The 18,511-nt window shown below is 45.8% G+C and carries 14 protein-coding genes; 6 read left to right on the forward strand and 8 right to left on the reverse strand.

Annotated elements, in window-relative coordinates:
* Positions 1–141: 141 nt before the first annotated feature.
* The 4 genes from LPY66_RS15050 to LPY66_RS15065 form a co-directional block, all read right to left on the reverse strand.
* A complete protein-coding gene (locus LPY66_RS15050) occupies positions 142–2,223 on the reverse strand; it encodes a sigma-54-dependent Fis family transcriptional regulator (RefSeq protein WP_337985075.1) in 2,082 nt (693 codons plus the stop codon).
* Positions 2,224–2,337: 114 nt separating this feature from the next.
* Entirely contained in the window at positions 2,338–3,279 is a 942-nt protein-coding gene (locus LPY66_RS15055) for an NmrA family NAD(P)-binding protein (RefSeq protein WP_337985076.1), read from the reverse strand.
* Between the two features lie 254 nt (positions 3,280–3,533).
* Complete coding sequence (locus LPY66_RS15060; protein WP_337985077.1) at positions 3,534–4,736, reverse strand: MFS transporter; 1,203 nt, start codon at positions 4,734–4,736, stop codon at positions 3,534–3,536.
* A 123-nt stretch (positions 4,737–4,859) separates the two neighbouring features.
* Positions 4,860–6,878, reverse strand: a complete 2,019-nt coding sequence (locus LPY66_RS15065) for an oxidoreductase (protein WP_337985078.1) — start codon at positions 6,876–6,878, stop codon at positions 4,860–4,862.
* A gap of 784 nt (positions 6,879–7,662) precedes the next feature.
* On the opposite strand from LPY66_RS15065, the gene LPY66_RS15070 reads away from it, so the two are divergent.
* The 6 genes from LPY66_RS15070 (at position 7,663) to LPY66_RS15095 (ending at position 14,887) form a co-directional block, all read left to right on the forward strand.
* A complete protein-coding gene (locus tag LPY66_RS15070) occupies positions 7,663–9,999 on the forward strand; it encodes a molybdopterin-dependent oxidoreductase (protein ID WP_337985079.1) in 2,337 nt (778 codons plus the stop codon).
* Positions 9,989–10,330 (forward strand): 4Fe-4S dicluster domain-containing protein, encoded by a 342-nt coding sequence (locus LPY66_RS15075; protein WP_337985080.1) that lies wholly within the window; start codon positions 9,989–9,991, stop codon positions 10,328–10,330. The genes LPY66_RS15070 and LPY66_RS15075 overlap by 11 nt, the downstream gene beginning before the upstream one ends.
* Positions 10,331–10,561: 231 nt before the next feature.
* Positions 10,562–11,470, forward strand: coding sequence for a formate dehydrogenase accessory sulfurtransferase FdhD (gene fdhD, locus LPY66_RS15080; RefSeq protein ID WP_337985081.1), 909 nt, complete (start codon positions 10,562–10,564; stop codon positions 11,468–11,470).
* Between the two features lie 33 nt (positions 11,471–11,503).
* Complete coding sequence (locus LPY66_RS15085) at positions 11,504–11,995, forward strand: 4Fe-4S dicluster domain-containing protein (RefSeq protein WP_337985082.1); 492 nt, start codon at positions 11,504–11,506, stop codon at positions 11,993–11,995.
* Positions 11,996–12,000: 5 nt separating this feature from the next.
* Complete coding sequence (locus LPY66_RS15090; protein WP_337985083.1) at positions 12,001–14,046, forward strand: aldehyde ferredoxin oxidoreductase N-terminal domain-containing protein; 2,046 nt, start codon at positions 12,001–12,003, stop codon at positions 14,044–14,046.
* Between the two features lie 82 nt (positions 14,047–14,128).
* Positions 14,129–14,887 (forward strand): SDR family NAD(P)-dependent oxidoreductase, encoded by a 759-nt coding sequence (locus LPY66_RS15095; protein WP_337985084.1) that lies wholly within the window; start codon positions 14,129–14,131, stop codon positions 14,885–14,887.
* A 136-nt stretch (positions 14,888–15,023) separates the two neighbouring features.
* On the opposite strand, the gene LPY66_RS15100 is transcribed toward LPY66_RS15095, so the two are convergent.
* The 4 genes from LPY66_RS15100 to LPY66_RS15115 all read right to left on the reverse strand — a co-directional run bounded on the left by LPY66_RS15100 (position 15,024) and on the right by LPY66_RS15115 (position 18,240).
* Positions 15,024–16,097 (reverse strand): HD-GYP domain-containing protein, encoded by a 1,074-nt coding sequence (locus LPY66_RS15100; protein ID WP_337985085.1) that lies wholly within the window; start codon positions 16,095–16,097, stop codon positions 15,024–15,026.
* Between the two features lie 304 nt (positions 16,098–16,401).
* Positions 16,402–17,184 (reverse strand): ABC transporter ATP-binding protein, encoded by a 783-nt coding sequence (locus LPY66_RS15105; protein ID WP_337985086.1) that lies wholly within the window; start codon positions 17,182–17,184, stop codon positions 16,402–16,404.
* Entirely contained in the window at positions 17,177–17,875 is a 699-nt protein-coding gene (locus tag LPY66_RS15110; RefSeq protein ID WP_337985087.1) for an ABC transporter ATP-binding protein, read from the reverse strand. The genes LPY66_RS15105 and LPY66_RS15110 overlap by 8 nt, the downstream gene beginning before the upstream one ends.
* The gene (locus LPY66_RS15115; protein ID WP_337985088.1) at positions 17,872–18,240 is read right to left on the reverse strand and encodes a GntR family transcriptional regulator; all 369 of its coding nucleotides are present in this window, start codon (positions 18,238–18,240) and stop codon (positions 17,872–17,874) included. The genes LPY66_RS15110 and LPY66_RS15115 overlap by 4 nt, the downstream gene beginning before the upstream one ends.
* Positions 18,241–18,511 lie beyond the last annotated feature (271 nt).

Here is an 18,511-nt window from a genome sequence, read left to right on the forward strand (position 1 = left end):
TGATCCATCACAGAATGAACACTAGTTCAAACCAATCATTGGCTGCATTGCCTTCAACAACATAAGAAGGCGGTGTCGCAAAACTACCTTATTGGTTTGCGACACCGCCCAGATCAATATCAATTTGTTTGTTTTTTTAGGTCAACAATTTTTTATTCTCACCGGTGCATCAATGTTATATTCTTTGATTTTACGATACATCGTCGTCTTACTGAAACCTAATATCTTTGCGGCTTCACTTACATTATTTTTTGTTTGCTGCAACGCCTTGATTATTGCGATCTTTTCCATCTCTCTTATCGATAGATTCGCATCGGCCTTAACTTGACCACCCGGTATTTTGTTTTCATCCATACTATGTTCCGAATGATAAAAACCTTTTATTTCAGTAGGGAGATCATCGATTTGAATAATTCCTTCCTGAGCCATGTTGACGGCGTAAAACATGGCGTTTTCCAACTGTCGGACATTGCCTGGCCAATGGTAACGGATGAGCACATTGCTTGCATTTTCGCCTAAATACGGCACTTCGATTTGCAGTTTCTCAGCCGTTACGTTAATAAAGTTTTTTGCTAACCGAATGATATCCGGTCCGCGTTCCCGCAAAGGCGGTATCGATGCTTTGAATACAGCTAACCGGTAATATAAGTCCTCTCGGAATTCATTATTCGACACCATTTCAAGTAAATCCTTATTTGTTGCCGCAACGAGGTTAAAATCAATAGGGATGTATTTACTGCCACCAATACGCATGATCTTTCTTTCTTCAAGTACGCGCAACAGAACAGGCTGCAATTCCGCGGGCATATCGCCGATTTCATCCAAAAATAGCGTTCCGCCGTTCGCCAATTCGATTTTGCCTAATCTTCCGCTGCGCTCAGCACCAGTAAATGCGCCTCCTTCATAACCAAAGAGTTCGCTTTCAATGAGGTTAGACGGTATCGCTGCACAGTTTACTGCGATAAAAGGTCCTTCCGGCCGCTTTTCATTGTGAATGGCTTGAGCGAAAAGTTCTTTGCCCGTACCGCTTTCCCCTTCCAGCAGTATGTTGGTATTGATTTGCGCAAATTTTTTAGTCATTTCAATCGTGCGAATCATAAGCGGCGAGGTGGCGATAATATCATTAAAGGTAAAGCGCGTTTCCTCATTCTTATATTGGTTAATCACCTTTTTCGGTTTATTGCTTTTCACAATATTGATCACGCATCCGATAATCAGTCCGTCTTTATTTTTAACGGGTTGTACGGATCGTAATTCTAATTTCAAATTACCGGTTTTTAGGATATAGATTTGAGCATCAAGTACGGGCTTCCCTGTCTCCAAAACAGCGTTGATCGCTGGCTGATAACCTAATACATCCTCAATTTTACTTCCCTGCAACTCGCTATCGTTAAATGAAAAGTAGTTCAGAGCCAGCTTATTGGCCTTAGTGATATAGCCATTCTTATTAATAGTGATAACGCCTTCCTGGTATGACTCCAATGTTGCATAGAAAAACTCGTCATTTCCCGCTGCCCGCAATTCATTTTGGATAGCCCAGGCCATACTGACTGCAAAGCCCAAGGTATGCTCATTTTGATTATAGAAATCGGCGCTGGCGATACTGAGTGTTCCAAGAAGATTATGATTGGGATCAAAAATTGGCGCTGACGATACCGTTGTATAGTTAAATGACTCACAGTAATGTTCAGGTCCGCAGATTTGAATGGGGCTTTCCAGCAAAAGACACAGGCTATGAGAACATGTCCCCACCGTCTTTTCGGTCCAGATTGCCCCCGGCCGCATATAGTTTTCCTCATTGATACGATTGTTTTTACCTTCTAATACTCTTAATATAATCCCTTTCGCATCGGTCAGAACAATAATGCAGTCAATGTTATACAGCATGTTCTTAAGCTGTCGGATATAGGAATCTGCGATTCGAATCAGCAAATCATTTTCTTTTAATAACGCTTTAAAATCGTGAGAGTTTAAAGTAGGCGCTTTATGAATTTTAAATAAATCCAAGCCGTCGCGATAGGATCTTAACCAGGAATCCACGATTTCCGGTCGTACAAGGTCAACCTCAGCAGGACTGATTTTGCCGCTTAAAACATCATACTTTTGCTGTTTGATTTTTTCTATAACAATAATATCATTTGAATCTTTAAGAAGTGCCGGGGTGTTACCATTTTGTCTATTTTTGATGATTGGACTCAGCAGTTGCTCTATGGGCATGTCCATGGTTATTCACCCCTTTACACTTAATTGACTACTACATGAAATCATTATAATCCATTTGCATTAGAAAAAGAATACGTTTTCCATTCACAAAGAACGATCAACTGGTTAATTATTTCAGTCCGTCGATGTCCTTTTGCCCACGCGGTAATTGGCGATGTCTTCAAACATCTGACGGACGCTTTTCGGCTTTTTGCCTGTGAGCGTCTCGAAGTCATGGGTGCAATAGCTCATTTTGTCATTGCGGATAGCGGCCCCAAATGTAACCATCCCTTCAGAGCAGAACGGAAACGCTTTGGCGCTTTCAGCCCATTCCCCATCCGTCCGCCGCGGCACACCGAGGGAATCAAAGAAGGCATAGTTGGCTTCATCGTCTACATACTGATAGGTCACCTTTTTCCCTGTCACTTCCGAGCCAATGGCACAAAATTCTTCCATGGTATTGGCGGTCGGTCCGGAAATGTAATAGACTGTGTTGTCTACACCGGCCCCCGCTGCAGCACAGGCAGCGGCTTCTGCACAGTCGTTGCGCGAGACATGGGCCATTCGTCCCTCACCCATATTATTAGAAAGAATCCCTGTGGATGCAGCCGCTTCTTCAAAGGCGGAGATCATCGCTTCAGCGTATTGGGAATTGCGTAAAAATACATATTTTAAAGGGGTAGTCAGGATATAGTTTTCCGTATACTGGTGATCGAACTTTTCGTAGGAATCGCAGGAATCGTCACCACTTCCGACAATGGAGGTATAGACGATCTTTTTGACCCCGGCAGCGACAGCAGCATCTACAGCCGCTTTATGGGCATTCCTTCTCTTTTCCCCGACAAACGGCATCGATATCAGGAGCAATACCTCACCGCCGGCAAAAGCTTCTTTCAGCTGCTCCGGATTATTAAAGTCGGCATAACGGGTCTCCACGCCCTGGGCTGCGAAGGCTTCTAACGCGTTTTTATTGGGTGCCGTAAAAATAAGATCCGTCACAGGGACCTTCTTCATAATACTTCTGGCGGCATACCCGCCAAAGTTACCGTCGACACCGGTGATAATGATTTTGCCCATGATTATCTCTCCTTTTTTCCATGCATTTACCTCAGTCATTTCAGGATAACTATTAAGGATTATCAGTACAAAAAGATACGTTATCGTTTATTGGTTTTCAGCAAGAAATTCCGCTATGTATTTATTATAAACAGGTACATAGCAGAATTTGCACAGTGATATTCTAAACATACAGTATTGAATCGTTACCGCTCTGAACTGCACCCGTTCGTTAGAAATACGCAAGGTGCAGTTCAGAGATAATGGGAAAATCCTTATTTGGCAGACAGTGTCGGTCTGACGCTCTCCGGAATCTTCGGAGTGGCCCTATCAAATATGAAGGCAACAACACCAAGTCCACTTAAGATGATGGCGCCAAGCAAGAGTGACGGTCTGCCGGGAGCCATGCCAAAAGCGCCTGTCAATGCGGTCAGAATAAACGGGGAGAAGAAACCGCCTAATCCGTTGAAGGCTGAGAGCAAGGCAAATGCCGATCCGGCAGCGGCGTAAGGAACGATATCAGAAGTTTTATTAAAGAAGTTGGAGCCGGCAAAGCCTAAGCCTACACCGATAATTGCCATGGAGAAGTAGATCATATTGATTGAAGTTCCAGCGTAGACGAACACGAAGAAACCGATTGCTACGACCCAATAGCATGCCAGCAGGGAGAAACCTTTAAGGAAATTACGGATGTGCGAGAAGAAGAAGCCCCCTACAAAACCGCCCAGGGTCATAATGGAGAAGGCTGTACCGATCTGACCACCGGTACCGACGCCTTCAGTGATGATAATAATGGCTGCATTGGTAACAACCGCAGCAAAACCAACGTTCCAAAGCGCGTTCAAAACGCTGAGCACCCATTGACGGGCCGGTACCTTGGCTTTTTCCTGAGCCGTTCCCTTGACCAATTCCGCTTTTTTCGGAGGCTCGGGCAGGAACAAGAGCGGGATGGCAAAGAAGAGAATACCGAGGAGATAGGAGAAGAAAGTGTAATGCCAATTAACAGCAGCAAGACTTCCACCGAGCTGCTGGAAGATGATACCGCCAAACATGCTGATCGCAAAGGCCCAGCCGATCATCTTCTGTTTTTCGTTACCGTCGTAATAATCAACGACATAGTCATTGGCCATCGGGTACATGAGTCCTACACCGAAGCCGACAACTGCCCGGAAGAACAGGATGAGATAGATGTTATTCAAAAATGCCGGCGCAATACCACCGATGATAAAACAGAAAACAGCGATATAGAGAATGACTCTTTTTCTCATGACTTTAGCAAACCAACTATAAGCCAGTCCGCCAACAACGATCGTTAAATAGGTAATCGAGGCGATATTTTGAATCAGAATTGGATTGACGTCCGGCATCGCCGCCTGAATGATGCCGAGGGCCGGTGTGGCTGCGCCCGTGCCGACTTCTTGCAGGGCGATGAGGAGGATAGCCAGTTTGAGTAAAATACCACTATTCGCTTTCTTCATAAGTTCTCTCCCTTTCTTAAATACAAAGAAAATTTTATCTAATAAGAACGACATATAGATATTCTATCTCTAAAAATATTTTTTAATAAACGGGAAGCTGTTTTGGAATTGGGCTGAATACAATTAATACCGGCCGATATCCGTGGCGATCTGGTAACCGACAGAGGTTGCTTCATAAATGGTCTTTGGTGTCACACAGTCCCCGATGGTATAGAATTCCGGCGCATAGTCAGCCAGCGCATATGCTTCCTCGCGCAGGGGTTTCTGACCGATGGCATAAATCACCGTATCCGCTTCGATCGTCCTGATTCCATCCGCCCCTTCAACAACCAACCCTTCAGCCGTCACTTCCAAGGCTTTCGTGGATACACGGATCTGCAGGTTCTTGAATTTTTTCAATTCTTCCATCAACCCGACCCCATGCACCAGCGGGAATCCCAATGGCATTTCCATCAGCCCGCTCATCCGTCCGGACGTGCCTTCCACTTGCGGCGGGGTGGCAATGGTTCCGTTCGCCATTTCTACAATGGTGATGTCATGTCCTTTTTGGGCAAGGAAGATCCCCAGCTCGATCCCAACCAGTCCGCCCCCCATGATGACTGCCTTATTGCCAACAATCTCCGGCTGGTAATAGACTGCCTCCGCACCGACCACATTCTTCCCTTCGATCCCCGGGATATTCGGGATCATTGGCCGGGCACCCATGGCCGCGATAATCACATCCGGCTGGAAGGACTTGGCGAGTTCCGGCGTTACTTCTGTATTCAGGTGAAGTTTGATCGGCGAACGGGATACCTTTTGGGCCTGACGCTTGATATAGACAGCGAGATTGGCCTTAAACGGGATATTCTCTTCACATAACAACGCTCCGCCCAGCCTGTCCGACTTTTCACAGAGAATAACGGTGTGTCCGCGCTTCGCTGCGGTCAATGCCGCTTCCATTCCGCCCATGCCGCCTCCGGCCACAAGCACGGTCTTCTTATGCATTGGCGGTGCTTGGGTCATACTCAGCTGCTCGCGGCCTATTTCCGGATTCACTGTACAATAGAAGACACCGCCCACCGTACTGTGGGAGAAACAATTGAAGCAGCGCAGACAAGGTGTGATCTCTTCTTCACGTCCCAGACGCGCCTTGATCGGCAGATCCGGATCAGCCAAAGTCTGCCGTCCCAGGGCCACCACATCGGCTTGACCGGAAGCGATGATCTCTTCCATCATGGCCGGATCCGTTAACGCACCGACTGTGGCTACCGGGGTTTTGACTACTTTCTTGATGGCGGCGGCATACGTGACATTACATCCGTCCGGACGGAACATCGGCGGGTGTGTGGCCATGGAAGCCGCGTCGATTTCATGGTGCCCCACCGAGACATGGATCAGATCCACGTGGCCGTCCAGGGCTTGGGCAATTCGGATGCCTTCGTCTATATCGTAGCCGTCCGGCAGAAATTCCGTCCCGCTCATCCGGAATTCGATGGGTACAGCCGGACCGATCCGTTTGCGGACCGCTTCAACAACAGCTAACGGGAACCGCATCCGGTTCTCGATGGATCCGCCCCATTGGTCGGTCCGTTTATTATCCCGGGCTGAGATAAACTGTGACATCTGCCAGCCATGTCCGCCATGCAGGGTGATCATGCCAAACCCGCATTGCCGGGCGAAGGATGCCGCATCGGCATAGGCCATGATCAATTCCGCGATCTGTTCGTCATTCATCCCCCGGATTTCCACGCCGTCCGGACGGATGCCGTCACAGGGGCCTAAGACATAGCCTCTGTTTTCCGGCATGAGCAGCGGATTGGCGTTTTGCCCGGCATGAACAAGCTCAATGGCGGCCATTGCCCCATGACGGATGATCGCCGTGCTGACTCGGGTGAAGTTGGCTTTCCCCAAAAAATCGTTGCCGCGCATCTGAAAAGGATGACTGCGGCCGTAGGCAGCATCGACCATCATATCGCCGACACAGACGGACGCAAATCCCCCCAGTGCTTTTCTTTCATAGAAATAGGCGGCTTCTTCCGTGAGAAACCGATTGTCGGTGAGTCCCGGGTAATCCTGGGGCGAGGCAAATATCCGGTTGCGGAATACGGTTTTACCCAATTGGATAGGTTCAAATAGATGTTTGAATTTGTATTGACTCAAAAGGTTTCCTCCTTTCTTAATAATTGATTTTGTGGATTGATTTTTGACAAACGCTGATTGCTTTCGTTGGCTTCATAGTTCTGTATTGAATATTTCATTGCCTTAAACCTTTCGACTGTTCAAATGATTCGGTAAATACCCCCATCCGTAAACTATAATATTGAACTGTCCAGCAACATATTATGCAAGAAACAGGCCAAGGTTATTATTGCCTGCTGGATTACGCAACAGCTTGGGCTTTGAATATGAACAGTCCGACTTAATTCGTGTTTAATCGCGTTCTAAAACGGAACAACGTTCCCGGGACTTTTATCAGAATATAACGAAGTTGTGCTTAATTGTAACTAACCTTGATTCGCTATATCTATATTTTTTTTGCCTGGGCATCGGCTGTATAAAACTTTGCATCATAACTCCTTTTGTACTGTGAACCGCATTTTTAATAAAACCACATGGCGGTATTATTTCATTTCAAAACAAATAAGTAACGTATTAAACATTACACCCCATTTGAAGTTACATTTTAGCACAACGCGGTGTATTCAATTTTTCAGGCAATCCCAAACACAAGGTGGTTTTATTGATCAAAATTGAAACTGGCATAGTTAATGCAAATAGTATTCAGTGAATATTTCATTGCAAAAACTGAATATGCTGTCCAAATCGAGAGGGGGAATCTTACATCGCGTGACCCTATCTATGTTACTTTTGTTCGAGTCTACTTATATGCTTAAGCAAAGGGGACATATATTGAACAAAAATCTAAGAAGAAGGAAGGATCATAATGAAGTATAATAACGCTTATAATTTTGACCTATATCCTAAAACCCTTCGCTGGCAAGAAGGGGATTTAACCGCCACGCGTACGACAATGTGGAGCGGTCCCGGATGCCATAACGGGTGTCAGCTCATTTTCTATACCGATAAAGACGGCAAACTGGTGAAAGTTGAGGGGGACCCGAACAGCCCGTATAACCAGGGCCGTCTCTGCTTGCGTTGCCTGGAACTTCCCGAAATAACTAACCATCAGGACCGTTTGAAATGGCCGCTGAAACGCGTTGGCGAACGCGGTGAAAATAAATGGGAGCGCATTTCCTGGGATGAAGCTTATGATATCATTGCCGAGAACGTCCGCAAATTCCAAAAAGAAACCGGCCCTGAATCCATCGTCAGTATGATGGGAACCGGCCGTAATGTATCCCAGGCTTTGGGACAAAACCAATATGCTAATTTTGGCGGTCCTGATGTCTGCTTAGCATTCCTTTCCGGTGATTCCTGTATGAATCCCCGTGTTGCTCTGTGCTATGTTATGATGGGCAACATCAACGTAGCTGACATGTCCCAGTTCAGAGAGAATCGCTACGAAGATGACAGCGAGTGGGCTGCTCCGGAAAACATCATTGTCTGGGGTAATAACCCGGTTGTCAGTAACTCCGACTGTTTCCTGGGCCACTGGATCGTCGAAAGCATGAAACGCGGCTCCAAGCTGACCGTTGTTGACCCCAAACTGACCTGGATGGCTGCAAAAGCGGACACCTGGCTCCGGATCCGTCCCGGAACCGATGCTGCTTTGGCTCTGGGTATGCTCAATGTCATTATTAATGAAGATCTCTATGACCATGATTTTGTGGAAAAATGGACCCATGGTTTTGAAGAGTTAAAAGCCTGCGTACAGGAATATACACCGGAAAGAATGGCCGAGATCTGCTGGATCAACAAGCATGACCTGGTTGATGCTGCCCGGACCTATGCCAATGCCAAACCTGGCTGTATCCAATGGGGCCTGGCCGTCGACCAGTCCAAAATCGGTATCTCTACCGCCCAGGCCATCATGTGCTTAGTCGGCATCTGCGGCAACCTGGATATCCCTGGCGGTAACGTCTTGATCGACCAGTCTGCTAACCTTAACTTCTCCTACGGCTGCGGTATTGATACACTTGAACCCGGCATGAGAGAAAAGCGTCTGGGTGACGACAAATTCATTCTGAAAACATACGGTTTTGGATCCACCTCCCAATCGGACAGCGTTCTGGAAGCCATTGAAACCGGCCTTCCGCACCCAGTCCGGATGCTGTGGCTGCAATCGGCCAACCCCATTGCGAACATGGCACAGGATGCGCCGCGTGTTTATAAAGCGATCAAGAGCATGGAGTTCGTGGTCGTTATCGACTTGTTCATGACACCGACTGCCGTTGCGTTAGCCGACCTGGTCCTGCCGGCAGCCATGAGCCATGAGCGTGACTGTATCCGTGTTTGGTACGATCCCCTCCGCACCTTGTCCAAATGCGGCACCTATTATGAAGCCAAAGAAGACGAACAAATCGGCATCGATCTCGGCAAACGCCTTGCACCGCATAAATGGCCGGAATGGGTTAACACCACCCGCGACTTCATGAACTGGAAACTGCAAGAGGGCGGCGTTCCCTGGACCATGGAAGAAATCGAAGCCGAAGGCGGTATGATTTATCATCCGTTTAACTATAAGAAATATGAAAAAGGACTCTGCAGAATGGACGGAGAACCTGGCTTCAACACGCCTACCGGTAAGTTCGAATTATTTATCACCGTCTTTGAAGCTTTCGGAAACGTTGCACCGTCTCTCCCTTACTGGGAAGAGCCGCCTGAAAGCCCGTACAGCACACCGGAACTGTTTAAGGAATATCCGCTCGTGTTAACCACAGGCCATCGTTCCTTTGAATTCTTCCATTCCGAACATCGTAACAGCAAAACCAGCCGCGAATTGCACGCCAATCCGCTCTTCGATATTCATCCCGAAGCCGCTGAAAAATTCGGTATCACCGAAGGGCAGTGGTGTTGGATCGAAAACCGGATGGGACGCTTCCGCCAGATCGCTCGTTTCGATATCACCCTTGATCCGCGTGTTATCCGCGCCGAGCACGGCTGGTGGTTCCCAGAGAAGGAAGCTGCCGAACCGACACTCTTTGGTGTCTTTGACTCCAACCCGAACAACGTCATTCCGCAGTTCGAATACGGCCCGACCGGTTACGGTGCGCCCGTTAAATCACTCATTGCCAAAGTATACGCCTGCACGGAAGAAAACAGCAAAATTACACCTACCGAGCAAGTAACGAAATTAGGAGGGTTCGGTTATGTCAAATAATACTGAGCGTTATGGCTTGCTTATTGATTACGAATATTGTTCCGGGTGCCATGTTTGTGAGGTAGCATGCAAAAAAGAGCACGACCTTACCGTAGGCCAATGGGGAATTAAAATCCATCAGGATGGCCCCCGTCAGCTTGATAACGGCCGTTGGGAATACACATATATTCCTGTTCCCACCAGTCTTTGTGATTTGTGCGCGGATCGCGTTAAAGGCGGTAAACTGCCAAACTGCGTCCACCATTGCCAAGCCGGTGTTATGGTCTATGGCAAGATCAGTGAGCTGGCTGAAAAGGTAGACAAAGACACAATGGCGATATTCAGCCGATAGATAAACCCATGTAAAGTACATGGTGAATAACTAGAAAAATTCGTCTCACGAGCTTATCCGGGAGTCTACTGTCTCGGATAAGCTTCTTTTTCAATAACTCCAGCCTAACTTGCTGCTTTTCATTTTTAAACTATTTCCCGTCAAACGTGGCCTTAGATCCTGGGAGATGTTACTTTTTGGCACAACTATTTTTTCTTGTCCTGCCGCTTAACTACAGCGAATACCGCAAAAATGACGTCTGAATTAACCTGGCCTGCTTCTTGCAATAACACCGGGTGTGCTATAAGCAAGCCCGTACCGATGGAGGATATGATGGACGACAATGAAGGAATCATCTACGAAGAATTTGATGTCATTGAAATTGAGGAGGTCAACGGTTCCATTTCTTTGGATGAATCGATCAAGAAAGTGCTGGTTGAGGTATCCCTAAAGATTATCATCAACCAAACAGAATTTGTCTCTCTTTTGTGCCTTAACAAATATCAGCAGGAGCTTGCTCTGGGGTTCCTGTACAATGAGGGCATCATTGACTCATACCAGGATATTCTAACCATCGATTATAACGAAAGGCTACAGGCCGTGATCATTGAGCTGAGAGATGGCGTGCTTATTGACAGGCAGGAAAGCCTGCGTAGTGTTACTTCCGGATGCGGTAAATGTTATACCTATCTAAATCCACTTAAAAAGTCTCTCTACGAACCAAATATAAGCACTTTAACCTTTTCCGCCAAAGAAATTTTAGATAGGATGAAGCAATATATCGAACAAGCTGAGCTATATAAAAAGATTGGAGGCGTTCACAGCGTTTTATTCTATACCGAAGGTTTAGCCATCCAGAGCGAGGATATCGGCAGACATAACTGCATTGATAAGATTGCCGGCATCTTACTGAAATTAAACAAACTGCAAATCGCTAAAGAAGGGATTGCTTTCATCAGCGGAAGAGTTACCTCAGAAATCATGACCAAAGTCATCCGACTGGGTGTTCCTGTGGTTGTTTCCAAGTCAACACCAACGATTGCCGCTATTCGGCTTGCCCGCGAATTTAACATCTCTCTTCTCGGGTATGTCAAGGGTAACAAAGGAACAATTTACGCCTGCCCGCAGAGAATTGAACCCTCAATTTTTAAAGAAAGGTAAAAGTACAATGCGATTGCATTGTCGGTGAAAAGCATGAAGGATAATGAAACACTCATCCAAACAGGCCGTCATGTCACTCAGTTTCCGGCAGATGTATCCCTTTGCGCGGGATGCTCATCCTGTGAAATTGTATGTTCTCTTCTTCACGACGGAGTCGTTGGCCCAAGCTATAACAGAATTTTTGTTGAGAGAGGCACTATTTCCATGATCCACCGTATCTATGCCTGCCAACATTGTGTTGACCACCCCTGCTATCATGCCTGTGCGCGCAAAGATCAAGCCATGTGTCTGGATGAAAACGGCATTGTTTATATCAACGAAGAATATTGCATTGGCTGTAAACGGTGTATCAAAGCGTGTGTTTTCGATCCGCCACGGATCAACTATGTTAAAAGCAGTGACAAGTCCAAAAGAAAGGCCAAAAAGTGCGACCTCTGCCGAACACGGCCTGAAGGACCTGCCTGCGTGGAGTTCTGTCAGGTTCGGTGTCTAGGTATCAGTGATCTGCCGGATGAAAGGAGATAGATGGTATGGCGACGTTATATGGATATGTTGGTAAGATAGCCCGTATCAACCTAACCGACAGCACCGTAACACATATACCCACTTCAAACTATGTTCCGAAATACCTGGGCGGCCGCAGTGTGTGCAATAAGATTTTCTGGGATGAAGTCGGGCCTGGGGTTAAGGCTTTTGACCCCGAGAATAAAATTATATACATGACAGGTCCAACGACGGCGACGGGGATCCCCACCGGGGGCCGTACTGTATTTACCGGCATTTCACCAAATAGCTACCCGGAACAATACGCCTGGAGCGGTATAGGGGGATGGTTTGGTGCGGAAGTTAAATTTGCCGGTTTTGACGGCTTTATTCTCGAGGGCAAAGCACCCGAACCAACCTATTTATACATCGAAGATGGCGAAATCAATTTTCTTTCCGCTCGCAATTTGTGGGGCAAATTAGTCCACGATACCCAACGGAAATTAGAAGAAATCCACGGCAACGATGTCAAAAGCATTGTCATCGGACCCGCGGGTGAAAACCTGATGCGTAATGCCAGTATTACCACAAGCAATGACAATGTGGCAGCTAAAGCCGGTTTCGGCGCTGTATTCGGCTCCAAAAACCTGAAGGCGATTACGGTTCGTGGCACGGGCACCGTCATTCCGGCAGATATAAAGAAAATACTTGAACTGCGGAAAAAGATGGGTTACCCGCAAGCACAACCAAATCCGATTCACCATGAAACGACCCATGGCATGTGGGGTAACAATATCCCAGTCGAAGGAGGCTGGCTTAGGGGACAAGTGGCCTGCAGCCATGGCTGTAACCAGCATTGCAACAAATTGATGCTCGATATGAAATCGGCATTTAAGGAAGAGAAAGTGAATCATGTAGAAAAATGTGTCAGTATTTTTGCCTTTGGGTATAAAGAGGATTGTTGCTGGGTGCCTATCCAAACCTTTGAGACCAAGCAGAACCATTTGCTTCCCTGCAAAATGCTCAGCGGCGAGCCGCTGCCTCCCGATCCGACGGATCCGCATTTTAAAGAACTCTATGATCTTGTCCCCGGGGACATTGTGAACTTTTGGGAACCAAACTTTGATAAAGGCAGCATCATTAATGACCTATGCAATGAGTACGGGATGGACAAATGGGACGTTATTGTCTGGCTATTGCCCTGGCTTTCCATGGGTAAAAAAGAAGGTGTATTTGACGGGATTGATTTCGGCATGGAAATCAATGTCGAGTCGGAAGAATTCATCAAATATCTCATGGACAGCATTGTCTACCGCAAGACCTATTATGGCAACCTGCTGGCCGAGGGTATGGCCAGAGCGATCCGGGCTTTGGGTAAGGAAAAATTCGGCGATACGATTTACCATGGCCGCTATTCTCAAGTCGTTCCCGGTTTAAGACTGGATCTGCCCATCAGCCTGGAAACAGCCTGGGGTCACAGTGTACACTGGCAGGGACGCGGTTTTGAGGGCGCCATTAATAAACCCGGGTGGGTCGCGGTTAACCTGCATCAGATGAACTCCACCCGGGACACCCAAACCATTGCGCATCACCACGATACGTTTGACAACTATTTAGCCGTCAAAGACGATCCCTGTCGTCATCCACTGACAGCGATCGCCGTGATCAAGGGGGAGAATTCAGCTGAAATCAAAGATTCCATTACCTGCTGCGATTGGCAGAGCCCCAACCTCTTCTGGACGGATATGGAAGCCCAAATGTTCGAGGCGGCAACCGGCATCGAAATGACAGAAGAAAAGCTGAATGAAGCTGCAGAACGATCCAAGCTTTTATTCAGAGCAATACTCATGCGTAATTACGGACGGGACAGAGAGATGGAAGTCAACGCCATATATCCGATCATGACCTATCCTGACCCCTGGGGCCAAACATGCACCTGGGAGGAGTGGAATGATCTTGTTGATCTCTACTACGAAGAACGCGGGTGGGATAAAACAACCGGATGGCCTCCCCAAGAAGTCTTTGAAAAGTACGGCCTCCACGAAGTGGCTGATTCGTTAAAGGCTATTGGAAAACTTCCCGGCTGCAGATAAAAAATTATCGGCTTGGCAGACGCCAAGAAAGGTTATCACTTAAAAAAAACGGCAGAATACAAGAATATCAGGAGGAGAATTTATGAACAGACTGAATGGAAAAACTGCAATCGTCACTGGAGCTGCGTCAGGTATCGGCAAGGCGACAGCAATCATGTTTGCTAATGAAGGAGCTAAGGTCATAGTTACGGATGTTGCAGACAGCGGACGGGCCACGGAAGAGGCCATCAAGGAGTCAGGCGGAGATGCTGCTTTCTTTCAATGTGATTTGCGCGATAAAGACAGCATCAATGATTTGGTGCAATTCTCCATAAAAACTTACGGGCATATTGATATTTTATTCAATGCTGCAGGTATCCTGGTCAATAAACCATTCTTAGAACACAATGACGATGATCTCATGAAATTATTTGAAGTAAACTATCGTTCTATTATATGGACCATGCAGGGTGTACTACCGTTTATGGCCAAACGTGGAAAGGGGTCTGTCATCAATGTTTCTTCTGTATCCGCAGTCCGGCCGGAAACGAACGCCTATTATTACGGCGGGTTTAAAGCCGGGATCTACAAGATGACAAAGGACTTGGCAAGAGAATTTTCTCCCCAGGGAATCAGAATGAATACCATTCTTCCTGGCCCTATCGAAACCAATATGACACCGGAAATATTTATAACCGACCCTGCGGCACGGCAATCGTTGATTAATACCTTCTGTCCTGTCGGCCGCTTCGGCAAACCCGAGGATATTGCCTACTGTGCCGTTTATCTGGCTTCTGATGAAGCGGAATTTGTTACAGGCGCTTCTTTCGCCATAGACGGCGGGGCTTGCATAACCGGATAAAGAGTTAATCCACTCCACATACGCAAATAACGAATAAACGGTACCCCTTTTCGTACGGATCCTGTCAAACGAACGACAGGATTCAACCACGGGGTACCGTTATTTGTGTTGATATGGTATTCATTACTGATGGTTGTTACCAGTTCAGCGTTTTATTTATCATGATTGACAAATTCTGTGGTGACGACAGATCCAGATCGATCGGCTTATCCAAGGAAACATCACCGTCGGCAATAATTCTTACGACCGGTCTGGATGGCAGTTCAGGGTTTTGCCGGATTACATTTCCCTGCATTTTGTTACTCAACTGCACACCGATACCCGTTGGATAGGGTGCTACGGCACGACTGAAAAGGTTGACAATATCCGGATCAAATTGAGTACCTGCCTTGACAATAATATATTCATAGGCAAGGTATGGCTCCATCGCATCGCGGTAGGGACGTTTGCTGGTCAGCGCCTCATAGACGTCAGCAACAGAAGCGATTCGGGCATACTCATGAATCTCTGTTTCCTCAAGCCCTCGCGGATATCCACCACCCGCCCATTGCTCATGATGCTGAAAGGCAACGTGTGCCGAAAGCAAACTGAAATCGTGGTTGTTGCGTATATAATCATAACCGAACAGCGGATGATTTTTTATTTGCTCAAACTCTTCATCCAGTAGTTTTCCCTTTTTATTCAGGATTTCCCGAGATATTTTGGTTTTCCCAATATCATGCATTAAAACGCCCATACCCAATTCGATTAACTGATTCTGATTGTACTTTTTCTCAATACCGAGCAGCAACGCCAGCACGGTCGTATTAATCGAGTGATGAAATGTATACTCATCATAACCGATGATATCCGTCAAGTTGGACAGAATATCCGAACTATACAAAAGATCCTGGACGATATTCAAAACAGCATAGCGAACCGACCCGGCGTCGATTTCTGCGTTCGGATCCTGCTCCAGAGCGTGCGTTATGCCTCGTACCGTAGAATAGGCGATTTCTTTTGTTTTATCGGATATGGCATAGTTGATTTCAACATCTTCAAAACGATTATCCATGACAAATAAGACATCGAATCCGATAGTTTTAAGTTTTTCGATATAATCCTTAGTTAAAACAATACCGGCACCTAAAAGAATCTGTCCGTTGGAATTCCTTACAGGACGAGCCAAAACTGCTCCATCTTTAACATAATTAATATTAACTAGCCGCATAATGAACTCCTTGTTCGTAATTAGTACAGCAACAGTGCACGCGATTTTCTCCTATAATGTCGAAATCACTGTACATTAATTGATCTTTCCACTATATGGCGATTATGTCATATTTTTAACATCGGCATTATTATATTTATATATTTTTGACATAGGCTTGTCAACTGATTTCGAACATTTTTAATAAATCACCTTGGGGTTGAGCGACTTTTTTTAAATTGCACAGGAGGAGCAAAGTGAACATCTATTTCACTTTCCCCCTCCTTATTATATCGGCTTTTCCTAATAAAAACTTTATATTATTTTATAAATCCGTTCTTTTGTCAATCAAATAGCCTGTAATGAAGAAGAAAACGGCACCGATGGCAGCCTCAACAGCCATTTGAATCAATAAATAGCTGTAATGTGTGTTTCCTGCCGCAAACGGTCTGACGATGAAGGTATTCATTAAAGGTTCTGATACTTCGGCGCTCAACCATACCAGCAGCACGAAGATCACCGTCGTTATGACCCCGGCAAATTTTCGGTTAGCCAGTATACTTTTGCGGATGGTTATCGCCGCATAGAATATGAGTATCAGACTGAGCAGACCGATAAACAATGTCAGAACACAAAGGATCACAAACGTTATTATTTCGGATATTTCCATATGAATGTTATTCAGAACAAGATTGAAGAAGTCGGTCTTGTTTAGGAAATTCCATACTAACTCTCTATAAAATCCGAAAAAGTTCACAGCCAGTAAAAGGCTATACAAAGCTAAAAATAGGATTCCTTCCAGGATACCCGTCAGGACTTTTGCCCCAAGGATCTTAAGGCCGCTGTTGGGCGTCATAAAAAACATATAACCCGTTTTATGATCGAGATCGCGGCTGAACATCATCGCCATATTGACTACATAGAGTATAACCACTACCCAAAACAGCATCATAAAAAATAGTCCCAGAACCGCCATTTTTGACTCGTCAGATACATCACCGGTTTGCAGGCGGATTAATGCGGCGGCATTAAGAATCAGCGTGATTGCCAGAAATATCCCCAGTAATTTTGATTTACGTAATAATTCATATTTAATGAGATTAATCATGATAAACCTCCTTGTATAGCTGTTCGATAGAACACGCGCGATCCACCCTGAAGCTTTCAGCATTCCCAGCCAGGATAATCTGCCCTTTGTCCAGGAAAATAACTTCATCGATAACGGGCTCCAATTCACTGACCAAATGGCTGGATATCACCATCGCGCAGTCACTCCTTAATTCCGACACAACGATTTTGATAATCTTATCCCGTGATACAGGATCGATCCCATTCAAAGGTTCATCGAGCAGATATAGTTTTGCTTTACGGGCCATGGTTATGGCCAGTTTCAGCCGTGCTTTCATTCCAGTTGACATACTACGGACTTTCATATCCTCATTAAGTGCCATAAACTCCAAATATTCCAATGCTTTTTTTCGATCAAAATCCGCATACATATCCTTATAAAAATCAAGGACCTTTCGAACTTTCATCCATTCGAAAATGAAATCTTCTGTCGGCATAAACGCTGTGATTTTTTTAGTTTTCGCCCCAACCGGAACATCACCAATCGTTACTCTACCGTAAGTTGGCTTATACAAACCTGCAGCGATCTTAAAAAAAGTTGTCTTCCCACTGCCATTAGGTCCGAGTAAACCATATACTTTGCCTTCTTCAATTTTAATACTGAAATTTTCCAAGGCCTTTTTGTTGAAGAATCCTTTGGTGATATTATCTGCCGATAGCAGTGTTGTCATTGAACTGCCTCCTTTTTGACCCAGCTCTGAATTAGGTCCATCATGTTTTCGTAGCTATAACCGAGTTCCTTCATCCCCGTAATAAAGTTGCCGATGATTTCTTCCGCCATTTCTTTTTTCATCATATCTACCTTCTCCTCAGATTCAGTAATAAATGTACCTATTCCTCGCTTGGTAAAGGTTATGCCTTCCCGTTCCAGTTCACTGAATACCCGGACCATTGTATTTGGGTTGACATTGAGATTCTGTGCGTATTCCCGCGTCGACATCAGCTTTTCACCCAAAGCGAGTTTACCCAGTAGAATATCCCTTTTGATAAGGTTCATAATTTGAATATAGATGGGCACATTATTTTCGAAGTTCATAGAATCACCTCTACTTATTGAACTAGTGCACTATTTGTATAGTACACTAGTTCAATAAGTGTGTCAAGTCTTCTTTAAATAACTGAACATTCAGCTTCATAGCACGGTCTGCGTACCACAATTCCAGCGCCAAGCGGAGCATGGATTGCGTAGCGCAACGGTCCATGGATGGACCTAAGTTAAAAATTCGCTAAGGAGGGCAAAAGAATTTTAACTTCCATAATGTAAATTCACGGATGGCGCAAGAGCCGAAAGCGGAATGTGGTGCGTG

This window comes from Dehalobacter sp. DCM, from assembly GCF_024972775.1.
In the GTDB taxonomy this organism is placed as follows: Bacteria; Bacillota; Desulfitobacteriia; order Desulfitobacteriales; family Syntrophobotulaceae; genus Dehalobacter.